At 68.6% G+C, this 20,926-nt stretch carries 20 protein-coding genes and 1 pseudogene; 15 read left to right on the plus strand and 6 right to left on the minus strand.

Translation table 11 applies throughout. From position 1 onward, the window contains the following. Positions 1-24: 24 nt before the first annotated feature. The 6 genes from aroA (at position 25) to OG936_RS37420 (ending at position 6,737) form a co-directional block, all read left to right on the plus strand. A complete protein-coding gene (aroA, locus tag OG936_RS37395) occupies positions 25-1,347 on the plus strand; it encodes a 3-phosphoshikimate 1-carboxyvinyltransferase (protein WP_406500178.1) in 1,323 nt (440 codons plus the stop codon). After that, positions 1,344-2,879 carry a 2,3-bisphosphoglycerate-independent phosphoglycerate mutase gene (gpmI, locus tag OG936_RS37400; RefSeq protein WP_406500179.1) on the plus strand — a complete coding sequence of 512 codons (1,536 nt, stop codon included), beginning with the start codon at positions 1,344-1,346 and terminating at the stop codon, positions 2,877-2,879. The genes aroA and gpmI overlap by 4 nt, the downstream gene beginning before the upstream one ends. Further along, complete coding sequence (locus OG936_RS37405; protein WP_406500180.1) at positions 2,876-3,292, plus strand: hypothetical protein; 417 nt, start codon at positions 2,876-2,878, stop codon at positions 3,290-3,292. The genes gpmI and OG936_RS37405 overlap by 4 nt, the downstream gene beginning before the upstream one ends. A gap of 74 nt (positions 3,293-3,366) precedes the next feature. After that, a complete protein-coding gene (locus OG936_RS37410; protein ID WP_406500181.1) occupies positions 3,367-4,245 on the plus strand; it encodes a phosphate ABC transporter substrate-binding protein in 879 nt (292 codons plus the stop codon). Between the two features lie 3 nt (positions 4,246-4,248). Continuing rightward, a complete protein-coding gene (pstC, locus tag OG936_RS37415) occupies positions 4,249-6,060 on the plus strand; it encodes a phosphate ABC transporter permease subunit PstC (protein WP_406500182.1) in 1,812 nt (603 codons plus the stop codon). Next, complete coding sequence (locus OG936_RS37420; protein ID WP_406500183.1) at positions 6,048-6,737, plus strand: phosphate ABC transporter ATP-binding protein; 690 nt, start codon at positions 6,048-6,050, stop codon at positions 6,735-6,737. The genes pstC and OG936_RS37420 overlap by 13 nt, the downstream gene beginning before the upstream one ends. Positions 6,738-6,804: 67 nt before the next feature. Here the strand turns inward: OG936_RS37420 and OG936_RS37425 are convergent, their stop codons facing one another. Both OG936_RS37425 and OG936_RS37430 read right to left on the minus strand, forming a co-directional pair. Beyond that, the gene (locus OG936_RS37425) at positions 6,805-7,191 is read right to left on the minus strand and encodes an ArsR/SmtB family transcription factor (protein ID WP_406500184.1); all 387 of its coding nucleotides are present in this window, start codon (positions 7,189-7,191) and stop codon (positions 6,805-6,807) included. A 70-nt stretch (positions 7,192-7,261) separates the two neighbouring features. After that, positions 7,262-7,663 (minus strand): ArsR/SmtB family transcription factor, encoded by a 402-nt coding sequence (locus tag OG936_RS37430; RefSeq protein WP_406500185.1) that lies wholly within the window; start codon positions 7,661-7,663, stop codon positions 7,262-7,264. Between the two features lie 190 nt (positions 7,664-7,853). Between OG936_RS37430 and OG936_RS37435 the strand changes: the two genes are divergently transcribed. The 3 genes from OG936_RS37435 to OG936_RS37445 are packed head-to-tail and all read left to right on the plus strand — an operon-like array spanning position 7,854 to position 10,962. After that, positions 7,854-9,218 carry an FAD-dependent oxidoreductase gene (locus tag OG936_RS37435; protein WP_406500186.1) on the plus strand — a complete coding sequence of 455 codons (1,365 nt, stop codon included), beginning with the start codon at positions 7,854-7,856 and terminating at the stop codon, positions 9,216-9,218. Positions 9,219-9,252: 34 nt separating this feature from the next. Further along, complete coding sequence (locus tag OG936_RS37440) at positions 9,253-9,714, plus strand: ArsI/CadI family heavy metal resistance metalloenzyme (protein ID WP_406500187.1); 462 nt, start codon at positions 9,253-9,255, stop codon at positions 9,712-9,714. Between the two features lie 6 nt (positions 9,715-9,720). Beyond that, the gene (locus tag OG936_RS37445; protein ID WP_406500188.1) at positions 9,721-10,962 is read left to right on the plus strand and encodes an MFS transporter; all 1,242 of its coding nucleotides are present in this window, start codon (positions 9,721-9,723) and stop codon (positions 10,960-10,962) included. Between the two features lie 590 nt (positions 10,963-11,552). Here the strand turns inward: OG936_RS37445 and OG936_RS37450 are convergent. From OG936_RS37450 to OG936_RS37465, 4 genes are read right to left on the minus strand one after another with little or no spacing between them, the layout of a single operon-like run. Then, positions 11,553-12,614: an ArsO family NAD(P)H-dependent flavin-containing monooxygenase gene (locus tag OG936_RS37450; protein WP_406500189.1), complete on the minus strand. Its 1,062-nt coding sequence runs from the start codon at positions 12,612-12,614 to the stop codon at positions 11,553-11,555. Further along, positions 12,611-12,832 carry a DUF2180 family protein gene (locus OG936_RS37455; RefSeq protein WP_406500190.1) on the minus strand — a complete coding sequence of 74 codons (222 nt, stop codon included), beginning with the start codon at positions 12,830-12,832 and terminating at the stop codon, positions 12,611-12,613. The genes OG936_RS37450 and OG936_RS37455 overlap by 4 nt, the downstream gene beginning before the upstream one ends. Further along, the gene (gene arsB / locus OG936_RS37460) at positions 12,832-13,959 is read right to left on the minus strand and encodes an ACR3 family arsenite efflux transporter (RefSeq protein WP_406500191.1); all 1,128 of its coding nucleotides are present in this window, start codon (positions 13,957-13,959) and stop codon (positions 12,832-12,834) included. Before arsB ends, OG936_RS37455 begins: the two co-directional genes overlap by 1 nt. Beyond that, positions 13,956-14,264: a helix-turn-helix transcriptional regulator gene (locus OG936_RS37465; protein ID WP_103492416.1), complete on the minus strand. Its 309-nt coding sequence runs from the start codon at positions 14,262-14,264 to the stop codon at positions 13,956-13,958. The genes arsB and OG936_RS37465 overlap by 4 nt, the downstream gene beginning before the upstream one ends. A 93-nt stretch (positions 14,265-14,357) precedes the next feature. Here OG936_RS37465 and OG936_RS37470 point away from each other — a divergent pair, with 93 nt between their 5' ends. The 6 genes and pseudogenes from OG936_RS37470 (at position 14,358) to OG936_RS37495 (ending at position 20,654) form a co-directional block, all read left to right on the plus strand. Next, on the plus strand, positions 14,358-14,780 hold the full coding sequence (locus OG936_RS37470) for an arsenate reductase ArsC (RefSeq protein ID WP_406500192.1): 423 nt from the start codon (positions 14,358-14,360) through the stop codon (positions 14,778-14,780). Between the two features lie 13 nt (positions 14,781-14,793). Beyond that, a pseudogene (gene trxB, locus OG936_RS37475) lies at positions 14,794-15,749 on the plus strand (thioredoxin-disulfide reductase). A 53-nt stretch (positions 15,750-15,802) separates the two neighbouring features. After that, positions 15,803-16,063 carry a hypothetical protein gene (locus OG936_RS37480; protein WP_406500193.1) on the plus strand — a complete coding sequence of 87 codons (261 nt, stop codon included), beginning with the start codon at positions 15,803-15,805 and terminating at the stop codon, positions 16,061-16,063. Between the two features lie 563 nt (positions 16,064-16,626). Further along, entirely contained in the window at positions 16,627-17,577 is a 951-nt protein-coding gene (locus OG936_RS37485; RefSeq protein WP_406500194.1) for a hypothetical protein, read from the plus strand. Between the two features lie 37 nt (positions 17,578-17,614). Further along, on the plus strand, positions 17,615-19,585 hold the full coding sequence (locus OG936_RS37490) for an AAA family ATPase (protein WP_406500195.1): 1,971 nt from the start codon (positions 17,615-17,617) through the stop codon (positions 19,583-19,585). A gap of 691 nt (positions 19,586-20,276) precedes the next feature. Beyond that, positions 20,277-20,654 (plus strand): nuclear transport factor 2 family protein, encoded by a 378-nt coding sequence (locus tag OG936_RS37495; protein ID WP_024757633.1) that lies wholly within the window; start codon positions 20,277-20,279, stop codon positions 20,652-20,654. Positions 20,655-20,926: the final 272 nt, after the last annotated feature.

Consider the following 20,926-nt stretch of genomic DNA (forward strand, 5'->3'; position numbering starts at 1 on the left):
CGCTCACCACCATGGAGGTACGGCATGAACACCACCCCCGACCCGCGTCTGAAGGCCCAGGAAGTCGCCGTCGTGCCGCTAGCCGCGTTCGACGAGACCGTCAGCGTCCTGGGCTCCAAGAGCTACACCAACCGCTACCTGGCCATCGCCTCCCTCTCGGGGCAGGGGACGGTCATCCACAAGGCGCTGCTGTCGCAAGACACACTCTACTTCGCCCGCGCCATCGAAGCCTTCGGCCACGTGACCTGCGACATCGACCACACCGCCGCCCGCATCCATGTCACGCCCACCGGCCGCCCGATGACCGCACCAAACGAGGAGATCTTCGTCGGCGGTGCCGGTACCCCGCTGCGCTTTTTGATCTCGATGGCCGGCCACGCGCAGGGCACCACGGTCATCACCGGCAACGCTCGCATGCAGGAACGCCCGATGGGTGACCTGCTCGCGGCCCTGCCCGCACTGGGCGTGGACGCCACCGCGGTGCGCGGCAACGGCAGCCCGCCCATCCGCGTCGTCGGCGGCTCCTTCAAGGGCGGCGCCACCAGCGTCAGCGGTGCCATCTCCAGCCAGTTCACCTCCAGCCTGATCATCAACGCGCTGCGCGCCGAGACGGACACGGAGATCACCATCAGCGACGAGCTGATCTCCAAGCCGTACGTGGAGATGACGCTGGCCGCGCTGAAGGAGATGGGCGTGAGCGTCGGCCGTGACGGCTACCACCGCTTCACCGTCGCGGCCGGCCAGCAGGCCCGCGGCGGCGAGGTCACCGTCGAGCCCGACGCCTCCGGCATGTCCTACTTCCTGGCCGCGGCCGCGATCCTCAACTCCCGGGTCGTCATCCCCGGCATCGGCGCCGGCTCCCACCAGGGCGACGTCCACCTCGTCGAGGCCCTGCAGCGGATGGGCTGTCACACCCAGGTCACCGACACCGAGATCACCCTGACCGGCGGCCAACTACGCGGCATCGACATCGACATGGAAGCCATGCCGGACGTCGTCCCGTCCCTGGCCATCGTCGCCGCCTACGCCGAGGGCACCACCCGCATCACCAACATCGCCTCCCTGCGCGTCAAGGAGTGCGACCGCATCGCCGCCGTCACCACCGAGCTGCGCAAGATGGGCATCGACGTCGAGGAACACGACGACGCCATGTACATCACCGGCGGCACCCCGCACGGCGCCGTCATCGACACCTACGACGACCACCGCATCGCCATGACCTTCGCCATCGGCGGTCTGCGCACCGAGGACGTCGTCATCAAGGACCCCGGCTGCGTCGCCAAGTCCTTCCCCGCCTTCTGGCAGACCCTCGACACCCTCCACCCCAACCTGGAGAGCACCAAGTGAGCGCACCCGACGCCGCGTTCGCCGGACCGGGCATCCTGCTGGTGCTGGACGGCTGGGGACACGCCCCGCCGGCCGCGGACAACGCACTGCACGAAGCCAGCACCCCGGTCCTGGACGAACTGCGCAGCACGCATCCCAGCACGCTGGCCGACGCCTCGGGCGAAGCGGTCGGCCTACTGCCGGGCACGGTCGGCAACTCCGAGATCGGCCACATGGTCATCGGAGCCGGACGCCCCCTGCCCTACGACAGCCTCCTGGTCCAGCAGCACATCGACTCCGGCGCCCTGCGCGCCAGCAGCCAACTGGGGTCCGTGCTGCAACAGCTGGCCGCCTCGGGCAAGACCCTGCACCTGATCGGCCTGTGCTCCGACGGCCAGATCCACGCCCACGTTGAGCACCTCGGCGAACTTCTCGCCGCCGCGGCCGCCCACCAGGTCCAACGGGTCCTCATCCACGCCATCACCGACGGCCGGGACGTCGCCGACCATACCAGCGAGACCTACCTGGGCCGCGTGAGCGAACTGGCCGCAGCCGCCGGCACGGGCCGGATCGCCACCGTCATCGGACGCGGCTACGCCATGGACAAGGCCGGGAACCTGGACCTGACCGACAAGGCCGTCCAACTGGTCGCCGACAGCCGCGGCACCCGCACCGACACCGGGCAACAGGCCGTGCACACAGGCGAACGCGGCGACGAGTGGGTCGACCCGAGCGTCATCGCCGACATCACGGATGCGCAGGTGGCCGACGCAGACGCCGTGGTGTGGTTCAACTTCCGCAGCGACCGCATCCAGCAGTTCGCCGACCGCCTGCTGGACCACCTCGCCGCCACCGGCCGCACCGTCTCGACACTCAGCCTGGCCCAGTACGACACCCGCGCCAGCATCCCCGCCCTCGTCCAGCGCGCCGATGCCTCCGGCGGCCTCGCCGACGAACTTGCCGCGGCCGGGCTGCGCAGCGTCCGCATCGCCGAGTCCGAGAAGTTCGAGCACGTCACCTACTACATCAACGGCCGCAGCAGCCGCGCCCGCAGCGTTGAGGAACACGTGCGCATCGCCGGCGACGCCACGCCCGACTACACCGCCCGCCCGCAGATGAACCTCGACCGGGTCACTGACGCGGTGATGGACGCCAGTGCGCGGGCGGACGTCGACCTGGTGATCGCCAACCTCGCCAACATCGACGTCGTCGGTCACACCGGCGACCACACCGCCACCGTCAAGGCCGGCGAACACACCGACATGGCCGTGGCCCGCATCCTGGCCGCGGCCCGGGAGACGAACCGGTGGCTGCTGCTGGTCGGCGACCACGGCAACGCCGAGAAGATGACCAAGCAGGCTCCCGACGGCACCATCCGCCCCTACGGCGGGCACACCACCAACCCGGTGCCGCTCGTGATCGTCCCCGCTTCCGCGGGCGTCTTTGCCGCGCCGCTGCCCGAGCAGGCCACGCTCGCCGACGTCGCCCCCACCGTCCTGCACCTGCTGGGACACAAGCCCGGATCCGCCATGACTGGAAGGCCCCTGCTGTGAGCCTGCTCGACGTCACCGACGCCTCCGCACGCACAGACCGTGCCGCCACCACGGCCCTCCTGGAGTCACTACACGCCGCCCTCCACGGCCTGCCGCCCGGCGGCGGGTGGACCATCCCTGCTGAAGCGGGCAGCGCCTTCGCGCCGGCGGCCGAGGTCACGCCGCTGCCCGCCCCCGACGGCGTGTGGGCGGTGCTGCGGGAGGCGGACGACGCCCAGGTGCTGTGCCTCCACAACCCCGCACCCCACCCGGCGACCGTGCCGCTGTCCCACCTCATACCCGGGGCATCCGACCGTGCCGCCTACTTCCTCAAGGGCGAGATGAGCACCAGTGACGGAGCGGACGGCACGAACGTCGGGCTCGTGCCGCACGGCTACGTCTGGCTGGCCTTTCCCCGGCCACCGCATCAGTGACTCTCCGGGGAGTCCTTGACTGTCCCGCACCCATCACGCACGCCGCCGTCACGCGCGAAGAAAGAAGGGCCCAAGTGCTGTTCAGCAAGAAGCGCCGCCTCGCATACCTCGCCTCAACGGCTCTGGCGTTCACGTTCCTCGCAACGGCCTGCGCCGACTCGGGGGGCGGAGCAGCAGGGGCCATGCAGGTCAGCGGGTCGACCACGGTAGCCCCGGTGGCCGCGGACGCAGCCCAGGCGCTCAAGGCTGACGGCCTCGACATCACTGTGGCCACCCAGGGCGGCTCCGCCGGCGGCATCTCTCAGCTCGCAGCGGGCCAGATCAAGATCGCGATGAGCTCGAAGCCCTTGGCTGACGAGGACAAGACCGCTAACCCCAAGGCCGACTTCCGTACCACGCAGATCGGTGCAGACGCCGTCGGCGTCATCGTCACCAAGAAAGTCGCCGATGCCGGCGTGAAGAACCTCACCGCAGCGCAGGTGCGTGACCTGTTCGAGGGGAAGATCACCAACTGGTCCGAGCTCGGCGGCCCGGACCTGAAGGTGTTCGTCTATGACAAGGAGCCCGGCCGCGGAACACGCGAAGTGCTCGACAAGTACATCTACGGGGACAAGAAGGCCCCGTTGCCCCCGGATTCGGACAACTTCGCAATCGTGGGCGGCAACCTCGAGACCCGTAACAAGCTGAAGTCGACCCCCGGTGCTGTGGCCCCGCTGTCCACCAGCTTCGTCGAGGGACATGACGATCTCCAAGCGGTGACGCTGGACGGCATCGCACCCACGCCGGAGAACATCGCCTCCGGCAAGTACCCGATGGCCAGGCCTCTTTACCTCATCACCGACGGCGAGCCGGAGGGAACGTCCAAGAAGTTCATCGACTATGTCCTGTCTGCCAAGGGCCAGTCACTGATGACCAAGCACGGCTACCTGACCCTCAAGCAAATCGGGAAGTAGCCGATGACCGCCAAGACACTGGAGCGACAACCCGTCGCACCGGACGCGGGTATGCGCCCACGCCCGTCGAAGTGGGTCTGGAGCTGGGTGTACGCCGGGGCTTTCGCAGTGGCGGCTTTGCTCCTGGTTCTTGTGGGGTATCTCGCCGCCGGGGTCAGTAGCGGCGCAGTCGACTGGCTGGCACTGCTGACCGAAGCCTCCTGGAGCCCGGCCAATTCCGCCTACGGCGGCCTAGCCATGATCTACGGTACGGCCGTCGTCTGCGCCCTCGCCCTGGCCCTCGCCGTCCCCGTGAGCTGGGCAGCGGCGCTCGCCCTGTCGGAGTACCTCCCACCGCGCATAGCCCGACCCCTGCGCATGTGCGTGGAATTGCTCGCCGCCGTTCCTTCCATCGTCTACGGCCTCATCGGCATCATCGTCATCCGCCCTGCTATCGCCCAGATCGCAGACGTTCCGGGTGGCGATAGCCTCCTCGCCGCCGGCATCGTTCTCGCCGTCATGATCATTCCCACGATCGTGGCCGTGAGCGTCGATGCTCTCGCCGCAGTGCCCGACCGCTACCGTGAGGCGGCCTTCTCGCTCGGCCTGACCCGCCGCGAAGTGATCCGTTCTGCGGTGCTGCCGCTCGCACGGTCGGGCATGAGGGCAGCCGTTCTGCTGGGCCTGGCCCGAGCACTCGGCGAGGCCATCGCCGTGTTCCTGGTCGTGGGCCGGGCCGACGGCCGGCTACCCCACAGTTTCGGCGGGTTCCTCGACTCACTGGTGCATCCCGGCCAGACGCTGACAACGAAGCTGGCCGGCCCCGAGCCTGTCCTGGCCGGAACCTCGGGCCCCTACTTCGCTGCGCTGTGCGGACTCGGCATCATCCTCCTGGTGCTGGTGGCCGCGGCAACGATCTGGGGCACGCGGGGACAGAAGCACGGCACGACAGCCAAGCGAAACCCCCGGTACCGCACCACGCACCGGATGCGTTCTGAGCGCGACCGGCTGGTCATGGCGCTGCGACTGGGAGCTCTGCTGCTGCCGAGCGCTCTCCTCGTCGGCATGCTCGCCCTGCTGGTGACGCGGGGAAGCGCCGCATTCAACCCGACCTTCTGGTTCACCTCGGCAACGGGCGCAGCCGGCGGAGGCGTACGCGACCAGATCGTCGGCACCGTGCTGCTCGTCGTCACGACGGGTCTCATCTCACTCCCACTCGGTTTCGGCGCGGGCATCCTGATCGGCGTCCACGCATCCGACCGCACCGCGCGTGTGCTCCAGACCCTGACGGTCGTTCTCGGCGGAGCGCCGACGATCCTGCTGGGGCTGGCCGGATTCGTCATCCTGTCCAGCACCATGGGATGGGGCAGGTCGTGGCTGGCCGGAGCCATCGTGCTCGTTCCGGTCGTCATACCCGTGATCGCTCTGGCCACCTCCGCCCGCGTCAGGAGCATGCCGCCCGAACTCACGGAAAGTGCGCTGTCCCTGGGGCTGACGCGCACCCAGCTCATCCGGTCGGTCGTCGTCCCCTACACCTGGCCGGCCACGGTCACCGGCCTGCTCCTCGGCCTGGCCCGCGCCGCAGGCGAGACCGCCCCCCTGCTGTTCACGGCCACGGTCTTCTTCGGAGCTCCCGCCCTGCCGAGCGGCATCGTGGAATCCCCGGTCCAGGCGCTGCCGACCCACATCTTCACTCTCTCCCAGGACTCCGGCGATCCTCAGGCAGTGACCCAGGCATGGGGGAGCGCCATGGTTCTGGTCCTGATCACTGCAGTACTCCTCAGCGCGGCGGTCGCGCTGCGCAACCGCTTCGAAGGAGAGCGATGGACAACGTGATTACCGTGCGGGATCTGCGCGTGCGCAGCCGCGACAAGACCCTGGTCGGCCCCGTCTCCTTCGAACTCGAATACGGATCCACCACTGGACTGTGCGGGCCCTCAGGCGCCGGAAAGTCCACGGTCCTGCGCGCCCTGGTAGATCTGCTCCCGAACGGGCTGACCCGGGACGGTGACCTGCGGGTGCTGGACCGGCCGATCGCGCCCGGCAAGGGGGACGCCGATCTCAGGACCAAGATCGTACTCGTGCCCCAGACACCGGTCGTCTTCGGAGGCAGCATCCTCGACAACGCTCTGTTCGGCCTCCGGCACGTCCTGCGCGCCCCTCAGCAGACCTTGCGGGAACGCGCGGAACAGGCCCTGCACGAGGCCGGGTTGTGGAAGGAAGTCTCCGACCGGCTCGATTCACCGGCCCACACCCTGTCCGCGGGACAGCGGCAGCGACTGTGCCTGGCCCGTGCACTGGCGCTTGAACCGGCAGGACTGCTCCTGGACGAGCCCACCAGCGCACTCGACGGACAGAGCCGGGACAAGGTCGAGCAGTCGATCGTGGCGCTGCGTGGTCGCCGGGCGGTCCTTCTGGTCTCCCACGACCCGGCGCAGGTCGAGCGCCTCTGCGACACCACGGTCCGCCTGGACCAGCCCGTGACGGCCCTCCCGGCCGCCGTGCTCTCCTGACCACTGGAGTTTCGAGGCCCTGACCCGGGTGACCTCCCAGCCCCTCTTGCCTCGTGCCGCTGTGCGATTACAGCGGTGCGGGGCCGGCTCCTTGTGCCTGCCGGACGGCGGGCCATTTCCCCGCCTCGGCCTGCTCACGGTGCAGAATCTGCATCAGGATCGACCGGACCTCGGGGCCCAGGAAGTAGTAGACGATGCGTCCCTCGCGTCTGCAGCCCACGAGACCCATCTCCCTGAGCCGTTTCAGGTGGTGGCTCACAGTCGGCTGCGACACTCCGACGTCGCTGATCTCGTGGACCGGGACCTCCGGCCCTCCCCGCAGGGCGGCCAGGTGTATCAGCAGCTGGAGGCGTACCGGATCGCCCAATGCCTTGAAGACGCCGGTCCACCACACCAGATCCGCTGCGCTCAGCTGAAGTTCCCCCTCGGGGGAAGGCGGGTCTTCCCGGCGCATCTCTTCTCCTCACCCCAGAGTCGTCCCTCTAGGTAACCGGGTGGACGGGCACAGCACGCGGAGGGGCGGCTCAGCCCTGTCCACTGGTGTGCTGCCCACGTGGCTGACGCCGTTCAGGTTGGGACAGCAGGCCCGCCATGCCAGCCAGGACTCCTGGAGCCACGCGGTAGTACACCCAGCTGGCCCGCCGCTCCGAGGCCAGCAGTCCCGCTTCGCGGAGCTTGCGCAAGTGGTGGCTGACGGTGGGCTGGGAGACTCCGACGTCCTGTATGTCGCAGACGCAGGCCTCGCCGCCGGGCTGGGCGGCGATCCGTGAGAACAGTCGCAGACGGACGGGGTCCGCCAGGGCTTTGAACATGGCGGCAATCTTCTCCGCGTCTTCCGCGGAGAGCTCTTCCCGCCCCAGCGGCTGGCAGCAGGCCAGCGGCGCGGTGATGTCCAGGAGACCGGAACTCGGGGCTAAATTCGACATGCCTCTATGTTGACATCCATCTAATCACGCGCCAAGAGTGAAGCGGTCGCGGATCTGTCTGGATGGGCAACGCGGCTTCCTTGAACGGAAATCGCGATTTCGATGAGCCTCTATGTTGACGTCTGTCGAAGTCGGATGCATGTTAAGGAGCGCCACTGTATAGACAGGTATCGAAATCAAGGAGACTCCCGTGACTACGCCCGCCACCCACGACCTGCCGGTCGTCGTCATCGGAGCCGGCCCCGTCGGCCTGGCCGCCGCCGCCCACCTTGTCGAGCGCGGTCTCGAACCGCTAGTCCTGGAAGCAGGACCGGCCGCAGGAACGGCCGTACTCGACTGGGCCCACGTGCGGCTGTTCTCCCCTTGGACCGAGGTCACCGACCCCGCCGCCGAGAAGCTTCTCGCCCCCACCGGCTGGACCCGTCCCGACGACGCCACCTACCCGACCGGCGGCTGGGCCGAGCGCTACCTCCAGCCGCTCGCCGACGTCCTCGGCGACAAGGTCCGCTACGGCGCGACCGTGACCGGCGTGGCCCGCGCAGGCCGCGACCGCATCGTCGACTCCGGCCGCGACGAGCAGCCCTTCACCGTCCACATCCACACGGCCGCCGGAACCGAGGAACGAATCACCGCCCGCGCCGTTATCGACGCCTCCGGCACCTGGTCCGGCCCCGCGCCCCTGGGTGCCAACGGCCTACCCGCCCTCGGCGAGAAGACCGCCGCCGACCACATCGCCTACCGCGTTCCGGACTTGAAGGACCCGGCCGTCCGCACCCGTTATGCGGGCAAGCGCACCGCCGTCATCGGCTCCGGCGCCTCCGCCTTCACCGCGCTCGCCTACCTCGCCGACCTGGCCAAGGAGGAAGACGGCACCCACGCGGTGTGGATCCTACGCAGGGGCATCGGCGCCAACACCTACGGCGGTGGCGAAGCGGACCAACTGCCCGCCCGCGGAGCACTCGGCCTGCGCGCCAAGGCCGCCGTGGAAGACGGACACGCCTCCGCAGCAACCGGATTCCGTACCCAGACGGTCGAGCGCGCCGTTGACGGCCGCCTGGTCCTGGTGGCCGAGGACGGCCGACGCCTGGACCCGGTCGACGAGGTGATCGTCCTGACCGGCTTCCGCCCCGACCTGTCCTTCCTCTCCGAGATCCGCCTCGGCCTCGACGAACGACTCCAGGCCCCCACCGCCCTGGCTCCACTCATCGACCCCAACGTCCACTCCTGCGGCACCGTCTACCCGCACGGCGTCAACGAACTCTCCCACCCCGAACAGGACATCTACCTGGTCGGCATGAAGTCCTACGGCCGCGCCCCGACCTTCCTCGCGATGACCGGCTACGAGCAGGTCCGCTCGATCACGGCAGCGATCGCCGGAGACCGCGAGGCCGCCGAGCGCGTCGAACTCACCCTCCCCGAAACCGGCGTGTGCGGCGGCGCGGGCCTGTTCGACAAGCCCGACGCAGCGCAGGCCGGCGACAGTGGCGGCTGCTGCGCAGCCCCCACCACCCTGCAGATCGGCATCGGCACCCCGGCCTCAACCGGCGGCTGCTGACCGCCACCCGTCCCCTACCGGCAGGAGAAACGACATGTCCCGCGTACAACTCGCCCTCCGCGTCCCGGACCTCGACGCGTCCGTCGCCTTCTACAGCAAGCTGTTCGGCACCGAGCCCGCCAAACTCCGCGACGACTACGCCAACTTCGCCATCGCCGAGCCACCGCTCAAGCTCGTCCTCATCCAGGGCACCGAGAGCGAAGACACCCGCATGGACCACCTCGGCGTGGAGGTCGACTCCACCGAAGCCGTCCACGCCGCCACGACCCGCCTGGCCGACGCCGGACTTGCCACTGACGTGGAAAACGACACTACTTGCTGCTATGCCCTGCAGGACAAGGTCTGGGTCCACGGCCCCGGCCAGGAACCATGGGAGGTCTACGTCGTCAAGGGCGACGCCGAGACGCTGGCCAAGCAGCAGGGCAGCGCCTGCTGCTCCAGCCCAGCCGCAGCCGTCACGGACAAACCCGAGGCGGCCGGCAGCGGGTGCTGCTGAGCCCAGATGACCACGCTTCCCACCAGCGAGGCCGCGACCGGAACAGAAGACCGGCTGCGGCCTCGCGCTGCCCTGCCCGCCCTCTGCGCCACCCAGATCACCAGTTGGGGCATCGTCTACTACGCCTTCCCGGTCCTCAACGCCCGCATCACCGCCGACACCGGCTGGTCCACCACCGGCACCACCGGTGCCTTCTCCGCCGCCCTCATCGTCTCCGCACTCGCCGGAATCCCCATAGGCCGCATCCTCGACCGCCGCGGCCCGCGCGTGGTGATGACCACCGGTTCCCTCCTCGGTGCCATCGCCGTGCTCGCCGTCGCACACGCCCCCAGCCTGGCCTTCTTCACGGCCGCCTGGCTGCTGGCCGGGGTGGCCATGTCCGCCACGTTCTACCAGCCCGCCTTCGCCGCCTTGACCCGCTGGTGGGGAGAAGACCGGGTCCGTGCCCTCACCATCGTCACCCTCGCCGGCGGCCTGGCCTCCACGGCCTTCGCGCCCCTGACGGCCACACTCGCCGAACACCTCAGCTGGCGCACCACCTACACGATCCTCGCCGCCATCCTCGCCGCCGTCACCATCCCCGCCCACGCTCTCGCCCTGCGCGCCCCGTGGCCACCGGCACCCGCACAACCCACCCGACAGGCCTCCAGCAGCACGGAAATTGCCCGAAGCAGACCTTTTCTCACCCTCGCCGCCGCCCTCACTCTCAACGGCTTCGCGATGTACGCCGTGGTCATCGCCCTCGTCCCGCTGCTGAGCGAACGCGGCGCGAGCACCACCGCAGCAGCATGGGCCCTGGGACTCGGCGGCGCAGGCCAAACCCTTGGCCGCACCCTCTACGGGGCCCTCGCCCGCCGCACCAGCGTCACCAGGCGCACGGTCACACTGATTGCCGCGGGAGGAGCCAGCACGATGTCCCTCGCGCTCGTCCCCGGCCCCTACCCGCTCCTGCTCCTCCTGGCCGTGGTCGCCGGCATGATCCGCGGCAACCTCACCCTCCTCCAGGCCACCGCCGTAACCGACCGCTGGGGCACCACCCACTACGGCCGCCTCTCCGGCCTCCTTGCTGCTCCCGCCGCGGTTGCCGCAGCCCTGGCCCCCTTCGCTGGAGCTGCGCTGGCCGACGCACTGGGCGGCTACTCAACACTGTTCACCGTGCTGACGTTCGTCTCCACCCTGGCAGCGGCACTTGCACTGGGAGGATCGCCGACACGGCTCGAAAGCCCCGCGCGTGTTCGCTCCCGGTGATGTGAGGCACTCCGCTGGCCAGCCTCTCGACTTCGCGCCGCATGACTTCGCGTACCGGTAGGCGGTGTGGAGGCGCTTGTCGCCTCTCAGCCGGGCACAGGGGCCGACCGACCAGGGGAGCTCTTGGCGCACTGCTCGTACGCGGCACGGGTCTGGTGGACGGCAAGCTGGGTGCCGCGCAGGTCCCGGGGGGAAGCCATACGTGGACACATGGGTGATACGTCGGTTCGGATTTCAATCTTGGCATGCCAGGGGGCTGTCTCTTTTAGCGGTCCATACCCGCTCGGTACCCGGCGTGGGAGGCGGACCCGCACTCGGGTGCTGATCTGCTCACTGAAGACCTTTTTCCTCGCAATGTCGCGCTTGCTGAGCGCGTCGAGCTGCGAGCTGAGTTCGTGCCGCAGCGTCGAGCAGCGGGCGTAGCCGATGCGTTCGGCCTCGGTTTGGTCAGTGACCATCCGGGTGACGACATCGACGTTGTGCAGCCCCGGCCGTCCAGCGCCACAACTGGGCGACGGCCGGCTGTTCGTTCGGGCATTCGTTTACGACTACGAACCTCAATCCGCACGCCTCCAAAATGTCGCAGCAGCTCAGGCCAGCAGTTCGGTGATCTGACGGACGGCGTCACGGGCAGGGCGCCCCACGCCGATGAGGGTGGCGGAAGCCGGCCCCGTCCAGTCGCCGTAGCCGAGCAGGTGCAGTCGCGGCTCACCGACCGCGCGGGTGCCGTCGGTGGTGATGTGCCCCCGTACGCCGCGCAGGCCCAGCGGGGCAAGGTGGGACAGGGCGGGGCGGAAGCCGGTGCACCAGAGCACCGCGTCCGCCCGGGCGGTCGTGCCGTCGCTCCACCGGATGCCGTCGGCAACGAGCCGTTCGAACATCGGCTGGGCCTTCAGCAGTCCCGCGTCGCGCGCCGCGCGGACCGGCGGGACGGCCACGATGTCGCCGAGCGAGGCGACGTCGCTGGTGTCGGTGCGGCCTTCGTCCAGGGCGCGGCGGCGGGCGGTGGCGGCGTCGAACAGGGCTCGGCCGTCGATGTCGTCGGCGAGGAAGCGGGGCGGGCGCTGGGTGACCCAGGTGAGGTCGATGCCGTCGTGGGTGGCGAGGTCGGCGGCGATCTGTGCGCCGGAGTTACCGCCGCCGACCACGACCACTTGCTGTCCGGCGAAGTCGGACGGGCGCCGGTAGCAGGTGGTGTGGAGCTGGCGACCGGTGAATACCCCCTGGCCGGGGACGGCGGGCAGGAAGGGACGCCACCAGGTGCCGGTGGCCGAGACGACCGCCCGCGTGGACCAGTCGCCGGTGTCCGTCTCCACCCGCAGACGTTCGCCGTCCTGGTGTACTGCCCGGACGCGGGCCGGGCGGTGGACGGGCAGGTCGTAGCGCTGCTCGTAGTCGGTCAGGTACTTCACCACGTGCCCGGCGTCCGGGTACTCCTGGCCCGGTTGGGCGGGCATGATGCGGCCGGGCAGTGAGGAGAACGCGGCCTGGGAGAACAGGTGGAGGGAGTCCCAGGTGTGCTGCAAGGCCCCGCCGGGAGTGCTCTGCGCGTCGAGGATCACGAAGTCCAGCTTCTTGCGGCGCAGGTAGTACCCGGCGGCGAGCCCGGCCTGCCCGCCGCCGATCACCACAACGTCCGCCACCCTGGTCACAGGGTCAGAACCGATGCGGGCGGTTCCGCGGCTGCGGCACACACCGGGCACAGCACCGTCCGGGCCTCGGCCTCACCGGGGGTTCCGATCAGGCTGCCCCGTCGCACGCTCCGGGTCGCGATGCGGGCATGCGCCGTGCGGATCCCGGCGCCGCAGCTCTGGCAGACGCCGACGGTGGGGCTGTTCGTTCCTGCGGTGCGGCAGTCGAGGCAGTGCATCAGTCGTCCCTTCCTGAGGTGGTGAGTGCCGCGGGGGTGAACTTCTTGCGCCAGGCCAGCGCTACGTACACGAGTCCGATCAGGACGGGTACCTCGATGAGGGGGCCGACGACTCCGGAGAGGGCCTGGCCGGAGGTGACGCCGAAGGTGGCGATGGCGACGGCGATGGCGAGCTCGAAGTTGTTGCCCGCCGCGGTGAACGCCAGTGTGGCCGTGCGGTCGTAGGCCAGTCCGAGAGCCTTGCCGAGCAGGAAGGCACCGAAGAACATGATCGCGAAGTAGACGAGCAGCGGCAGCGCGATCCGGACCACGTCCAGCGGCTGCGAGGTGATCGTCTTCCCCTGCAGGGCGAACAGGATGACGATCGTGAACAACAGCCCGTACAGCGCCCAGGGGCCGATCTTCGGCAGGAACTTCGCCTCGTAGTTCTCGCGGCCCATCTTCTGCTCGCCGATGCGGCGGGTGAGGAAGCCGGTCAGGAGCGGGATGCCGAGGAAGATGATGACGTTGAGGGCGATGTGCCACACGGAGACGTCCAGGCCCTGGCCGTCTCCGAGGTTCAGCCACCGGGGCAGCAGGTCGAGGTAGAACCAGCCCAGCAGGCCGAACGCGATCACCTGGAAGACGGAGTTGAGTGCGACGAGTACGGCGGCTGCTTCGCGGTCGCCGCAGGCGAGGTCGTTCCAGATGATGACCATGGCGATACATCGGGCGAGGCCGACGATGATCAGGCCGGTGCGGTACTCGGGCAGGTCCGGCAGGAAGATCCACGCCAGGGCGAACATGACCGCGGGCCCGACGATCCAGTTGATGACCAGCGAGGACACCATCAGCTTCTTGTCGCCGGTGACGGTATCGAGCTTGTCGTAGCGGACCTTGGCCAGCACCGGGTACATCATCACCAGCAGACCGAGCGCGATCGGCAGGGAGATCCCGCCGACCTCGATCTTCGCCAGCGCGTCGTTCATCCCGGGGATCAGTCGCCCCAAGCCCAGGCCGACGGCCATGGCGAGCAGGATCCACACCGCGAGATAGCGGTCGAGGGTGGAGAGCTTCTTGACGATCGAGTCGTCGGCTCCCGCTGACTGGTCGGCAGCGGGGGCCGTCGTGATGCGCTCGGTGGTCACGGGCAGGCCCTCTTGTTCTCGGCGGCGGTACGGGCGGACTCGGCAAGCGCGGCGAACTGCTCCGACAGGCCGGCCAGGACCTCGGGGCGCAGCTTGTAGTAGGTGAAGCGGCCGCACGGCTCGGTCTCCACGACGCCGGCCTCGCGCAGGACCTTCATGTGGTTGGACAGGTTGGTCTGCTTCGCGCCGGTCTCCTCGACCAGGTGCGTCGTGCAGAGCGTCTCGCGCGCCAGCAGGGTCACGATCTGGAGGCGGAGCGGATCGCCCAGCACCCGGATCAGATCAGGATCGACTGAAGTCAGCATGCACTGATACTCTCACATCATCACTCGCTGATACCAGCGGGGGCTGAAGTCATTGGCGGCTGGTCCGCCATGCGGCGAGAGAGAACGATCAACATGGCTGAGTCCTCCGGCAAGGCGTCCGTCCTGTTCGTCTGCGTCCACAACGCCGGCCGCTCCCAGATGGCCGCAGCCTGGCTGACCCACCTGGCCGACGACCGCGTGGAGGTCCGCTCCGCAGGCTCGAACCCCGGCGAAGCCGTCAACTGGGCGGCCGTCGAGGCGATGGCCGAGGTCGGCATCGACATCTCCGCTGAGACCCCGAAGATCCTCACGATCGACGCCGTCCGTGAGTCCGACGTGTGCATCACCATGGGCTGCGGCGACACCTGCCCCGTCTTCCCCGGCAAGCGCTACCTCGACTGGAAGCTCGACGACCCCGCAGGCCAGGGCGTTGAAGCAGTCCGCCCCATCCGCGACGAGATCAAGACCCTCGTCGAGGGCCTGATCGAGGAGATCGCCCCGGAGAAGTCGGCATAAGAGGGACGGCAATGTGCTCGTCATCGGCTCCGGTCCGGCCGGCTGGACCGCCGGCTGTACACCGCCCGCGCCCAGCTCAAGCCCGTGCTGTTCGGCAGCAGCATCTTCGTCGGCGGCTCCCTGACCACCACCGAGGTCGAGAACTTCCCCGGCTTCCCCGAGGGCGTCAACGGCCCCGACCTGATGGACAAGATGCGGGCCCAGGCCGAGAAATTCGGCGCCGAGATGATCGACGACGACATCACCGACGTCGACCTCACCGGCCCCATCAAGCTGCTCACCGACTCGACCGGCACCGTCCACCGCGCCAAGACCGTGATCGTCGCGACCGGCTCCGGCTACCGCAAACTCGGCATCCCCGGCGAGGAAGAACTCTCCGGGCGCGGCGTGTCCTGGTGCGCCACCTGCGACGGATTCTTCTTCCGCGACCGTGACATCGTCGTGGTCGGCGGCGGCGACACCGCCATGGAGGAAGCCACCTTCCTGACCCGCTTCGCCAAGTCCGTGACCGTCGTCCACCGCCGCTCCGCCCTGCGCGCCTCGAAGGTGATGCAGAACCGAGCCTTCTCCGACGACAAGATCTCCTTCGCCTTCGACAGCGAGGTAGCCGAGCTGAAGCAGGACGGTGCCATGCTCGGCGGGGTCGTACTGCGGGACGTCTTCACCGGTGCCACGCGCGAACTCGCGGCTACCGGTCTGTTCATTGCGATCGGCCACGATCCACGCACCGAACTCTTTCGCGGCCAGCTCGACCTGGACGAGGAGGGCTACCTCAAGGTCGCCTCGCCCACCACCCAGACGAACATCCCCGGCGTCTTCGGTGCGGGCGATGTTGTCGACCACACATATCGGCAGGCCATCACCGCTGCCGGCAGCGGTGCCTCGGCGGCCCTGGACGCTGAGCGCTACCTTGCCGCCCTCGCGGCCAGCGACCAGGCAGACGAACAAGAAGCCGCTCTCACGGCCTGAACCCGCGTGTCGGTGGGCTCGCCGAGCGTGGCGAGCCCACCGGGACAGACGGAATGGGCGGCGCGGACGCGCCAGGGGCCGGGCCGCGTGGGGGAGACCGGCCCGAGGTCGTTGATGCGGTCACCGCCGACGAACCGCTCGCAGCACTCCGCGCCGTCACGGCTCTGGGACGCCTCACCGCACGGGTAGCGACCGATGCCACATTCAGCATCGACACCACGGATGGGCCACAGTGGGACACCGTCGCCCAGGCGCTCGGGGTAAGCGAACAAGCCGCCCGCTCCCGCCTGACCCGCTACGCCCTGCGCCGCTGACCCCGAAGACTGGGCCAGTCCGGCCGCGGGCCGCCCACACCAACGTGGACAGCAGCCCGCACGCGGTGCCCATCGATCGGCTCCTGGACCTCAAGAGCGTCCATGTACCTGTACTGATCGCGGACACCGCCGCCGAGGCAGCCTGCTGACGGCGCAGGTCCGCGCGGTGACTGGCCGTCGGTAGCGTGAGCGCCGTGATGGTGGGCACCGAAGCCGGACGTGGCGCCGGATCCCCGCCTGGCGGGACACGGCACCACGTCGGCGACTCGCCGGGCGGGAAGAGTCGGCGGAGGCAGGCCCGCCACCGCCCCGGCCGGGCGCGTGAGCAAGACGAACGCCGCCGTCTCCTGGAGAGCCTCGGATACGACCCTGACGCCGACTGAACCGGTGCGCAGGGTTCAGCCGGCCCTGCGCGTCGCTCGTCCGGGCCGGGTGTCGCCGAACGTTCCCGCTCGTCCCGTGGGCCTTGATGTACTGGACTGTCGGAGCAGGGCGAAGCAGGGGAGCGGGACGTTGGCCGGGTACAGCAGGGGTTACACCGTCGAGCCGAGGGGCGCGTGCGCGTGACGGACTGGCAGGACTTCGAGTGGGTGGTGTGGCGGCTGGAGGTCCAAGACCCCCAGCAGCTCGCGGGCGAGGATCCGGATCTGGACGAGCGCACCCAGGAGACGATGACGGAGCTGGCCGCCTCGCTGGGCTGCGTGTACGAACTCTGCGTCGACTACGACTCCTACGACGACGAAACACCGTATTACGCCTGGTGGGTCCGCGTGCCGACGGCCGAGCACGCCCGCCGCGGCGAGAACGGCCTTCCGGTCGCCGTGGACCGGCTGCACCGCTACCTGGCCGGGCAGCTGCCCGACCTCCCGCACTGGGAGATCGTCCCCGACCAGGAACGGACCGTCGACCACGCGGCCAGCAGCGCCATGCGCGGCGCCTACGACGACCTGATCACCCCGTTCGAGCGCGCCCTGATGCCCCTGCGCCGGGACGGGGCCGACGCACTCGATCCACGGGCGAAGGTCTGGAAGTGGGAGAAGGACCTACTGGTCGGCACGTTCGACCTGTGGCTGTGCAACGACCCGGACCGCCCCCACACCTGGCTCGTTGTCACCGTCGGCCTGTGGACCGAACCTCAGCTCTTCGACGAAGAGCCCGCCGCACGACTCGGTCACTTCGGCTTCACCCCCGCACCACCCACTGCTGTTCCTGCCCCGCCCGACGGCCCCGTCGACCTTCACCGCCCGCGTGGAGTCGGGCGTGTTCCCTGGGAAGAGCACGTCCAGGGCCAAGGACGACGACGCGCTCGGCACAGCACACCAATGGACAGCGAACGACCCCGTCGTCCTGGCCGAGCGGGTTACCCGCGATCTGGCACCCGGCCTACCGTCATAGTCCAGGGGCGGCAAATCCCTGGGGCGATGTCAGTGCTCGCCCGCATACTGGCGGATCAAGCCAATGCCGTACGGCTGCGGCCTCCTGCTGTCTGTGGAGGGTGCGGCGCAGTCGGCTGATCGACCAGGACAACGACGCCCTGGGGGATGGACGCCCATGCTGTTGCACACGGTAGAGATCGACGCGTTCCGGAACTTCACCAACTCCCAGACCATGGCGGTTGAGTCCGGCGTGACATGCCTGATCGGCAAGAACGAGTCGGGCAAGACGACGATCCTCAAGGCCCTGCACCGGCTGAATCCGGCGAATGACTCCGATGAGTTCGACGTGACCACGGACTACCCGCGCCGTCGCCTCTCGCGTGACCGGCGCGACAAGGACTTGGAACAGGTCGCGCCCGCCAGGGCGGTCTTCTCCCTGGAAGAGACCGACCTCGACAAGCTCGAAGACCACCTGGGTATACGTCCCCCCGTCCAAACCGTCGTGGAGGCGTCACGGACCTACGGTGGGGCCCTTGAGGTCGGCTTCTCATGCGCGCTGGAACACGTGCTGGAGCAGGTGTTCCAGGAGACCGGCATCGACGATGCCGATGACCGTGAGCTGCTCAAGCGCGAGCAGACCATTCCCGGCATCGCGGCCGCGGCGAAAGCCCACGCAAAGCAGTTGAAGGAAGAGAAGAAGACAGCGCGCGCCAAGGTGCTCGACAAGGTGCCTGCCGAGCTGAACAAGTACAAGCTGCTGCTCGACAACGACCTGGACGACGACCAGACCCAGGCCCTGGCCAGCCTCGTTCCGAAGTTCTTCTACTTCTCCACCTACGAGCTGCTGCCGGGCGAGAGCGACCTTCACGCCCTCGCCGAACGCACCAAGGCCGGAAAGCGGCGCAAGGGAGACGGGACGATCCTGTCGCTACTCCGCCTTGCCGGAGAGGACCCCGACGACTTCCTGGACGACGACTACAACAGTCGCAAGGCCGAACTCCAGGCAGCCAGCATGGAACTGAGCGACCAGGTCTTCGAGTACTGGAAACAGAACGACGCGCTGTCCGTCGTGTTCGACACCGATCTCATCCCCATGCCGAACGACGCCAACGGCCAGCCGCAACCACACCACCGGATCCTGAAGATCGAGCTGCGCGACGAGCGCCACGGGGTGGAGACGAACTTCGCCACCCGCTCCACCGGCTTCCAGTGGTTCTTCTCCTTCCTCGCCGCCTTCAGCGCCTACCGTGACCGAGGCGAACGCGTCGTCGTCCTCCTGGACGAGCCGGGCACCAGCCTGCACGGCGAAGCCCAGGGCGACTTCCTGCGCTACATCTACGGAGAGATCGGCACCAAGCAGCAGGTCCTCTACACCACCCACTCCCAGCACATGATCGACCCCACCCGGTACGAGACCATGCGCGCCATCCATGACCAGGCCACGCGCAAGGACCCCACTCTCGGAGTGGTCATCACACCGGTCAGCCTGTCGGCCGACGCCAAGACGATCTTGCCGGTGGAAGCCGCCCTGGGGTACTCCGTTGCGCAGCACCTCTTCTTGGGAGCCGGGCCGCTCCTGGCAGTGGAAGGCAGCAGCGACTTCGTCTTCCTCATGCGGATGTCCGACTACCTGATCAGCCAGGGCCGGACTGGCCTCGATCCCCGGCTAGCCATCATCCCGGTCGGTGGCATCGGCAACATGCCGGCCTTCGTGGCCGTCATGGGGCGGCGCCTGAACGTTCGCGCGCTGATCGACGGAGCGGAGACCACCAGGGTGACCGCCAAAGTCCTCGGCGCCGCGAAAGCCGCTGATGTCGACGACTCTCACATCACCATCATCGGCCAGATCGAAGGGCTGCCCGAGACCGCGGACATCGAGGACCTGTTCTCCGTCAAGGACTACCTCTGGCTCTACAACAAGGCCACCAACGTCGTGGTGAACGAGTCGGACCTGCTTGCCTCGGAAAAACCCACCCCGATCCTCATGCGGATCGGCATCGCCCGCAGCAAGCAGCAGGAACCCCGAGACTTCGACCACGTCGGACCCGCACACCAGCTCACCCGCGACCGGGAAGAGTTCTTCGGACAGGTCGACATCGAGACCCTCGATCGCTTCGAGGACGTGTTCAAGAGACTCGCCCTCTAGCTCAGCGACAGAGAGCCCCGGGCATCTGGCGATGCCCGGGGCTCTCTGTACAACCCGCTGGTCATAAGTACCTGTGCTTGATCGCCTCCTCGGTCGGAGCTGGATGGACTACTACTGTCAGTGCCGGGAGCCGGGTGCGGGTTCGGCGGCTGGCAGTGGTCCCGCCCAGTCCATGCCCAGCTCCGCGAGCGCGGCGAGCTGGCCGGCAGTCAGCCTGTCCAGGAACAGTGCTTGTGATCAATAGCGGGTGTTCTGACCTGGGCTGATCAGTTTGGGGTGTGGCTGTGGTCAGACGGTGCTGCTGCCTCGGTAGCCGTGGTGAGTGTGGGCACTGGGTCCCGGGCTGGGGGTCTGAGCTGCAGGGCTGTCAGATAGCGGACCGTGGTGATCAGGCCGTGTCATCTGCGCTGCGCCCGGTGCACTTCCGGTGATCGTTGATATGCGGCGGTGCTGGGACGGATCCACCCGCTTTTGGAGCCGGGACATGGCCCACGGGCGTGGGGCCGAGGCTCGCCAGTATTCAGGTGTGTCCAGGGGGATCGGTGGAAGCCGCAGGGTGTTACCAGCCGTCATCGTCCCCGGCTTCAGCAAGCTGCTCTTCCTCCGCTAGTGCTGTGACCGGGATGCACCGTGGTCGGGAGACGGCTCACGGGACGAGCGCGGTCCGCGAGGCGACTGGTATTACTGGTGCATGCAAGAAGAGACCGCGCGGTCCGCGATCGACACGTTCATCTCCGCGTTCAACGCCTCGGACGACAGCTATGTGACTGCGCTGCTCTCCCAGGCCCTAACCTCGGACGTGGTCTTCTGGGGACCGTTGGGCCGCAGTGAGGGGATCGAGGCGGTCGAGCGGTTCGTGCTGGACATCCGGCGCCACCCCGCGGGGACCGGCACGATGGTGCGCTGTTCGGCGGTGGACATGCCGGACGAGTGGGCCCGGTACCAGTGGGTCTTCACGACGCCGGATGGAGGCCCCCGCCTGGCGGGAACGGACGTCGTCCATCTGCGGCGGAGCCTCATCGACCAGGTCATCGTCTTCGCGGGGGAGATCGAGCCGTCCGCCTCTTGAGTCATTTTCCTCTGGCGCCGTCCTTCTCCTGAACCGGCCCGGTTCGGGGCTCCGGGTCTGCCCAGCCGAGATCATCTTCACAACGCTTCGGTCGTCCGCGCTTGGCCACGAGCGGACCGATGATGCGCTGTGGCTGTGTAAGTTCGCGGTTGGTCAGGCTGCGGTGTTGAGGGGGCGTCCGCCCCAACGGATGCCCTTCACGGGACGTGGCTGCGCCCGCCGATCCTGATCGTCCGACGGCTCTTGGACCCGTCGGACACAGGTCTGCAGGT

Source organism: Streptomyces sp. NBC_00846 (assembly GCF_045207325.1).
Classification (GTDB): Bacteria; Actinomycetota; Actinomycetes; order Streptomycetales; family Streptomycetaceae; genus Streptomyces.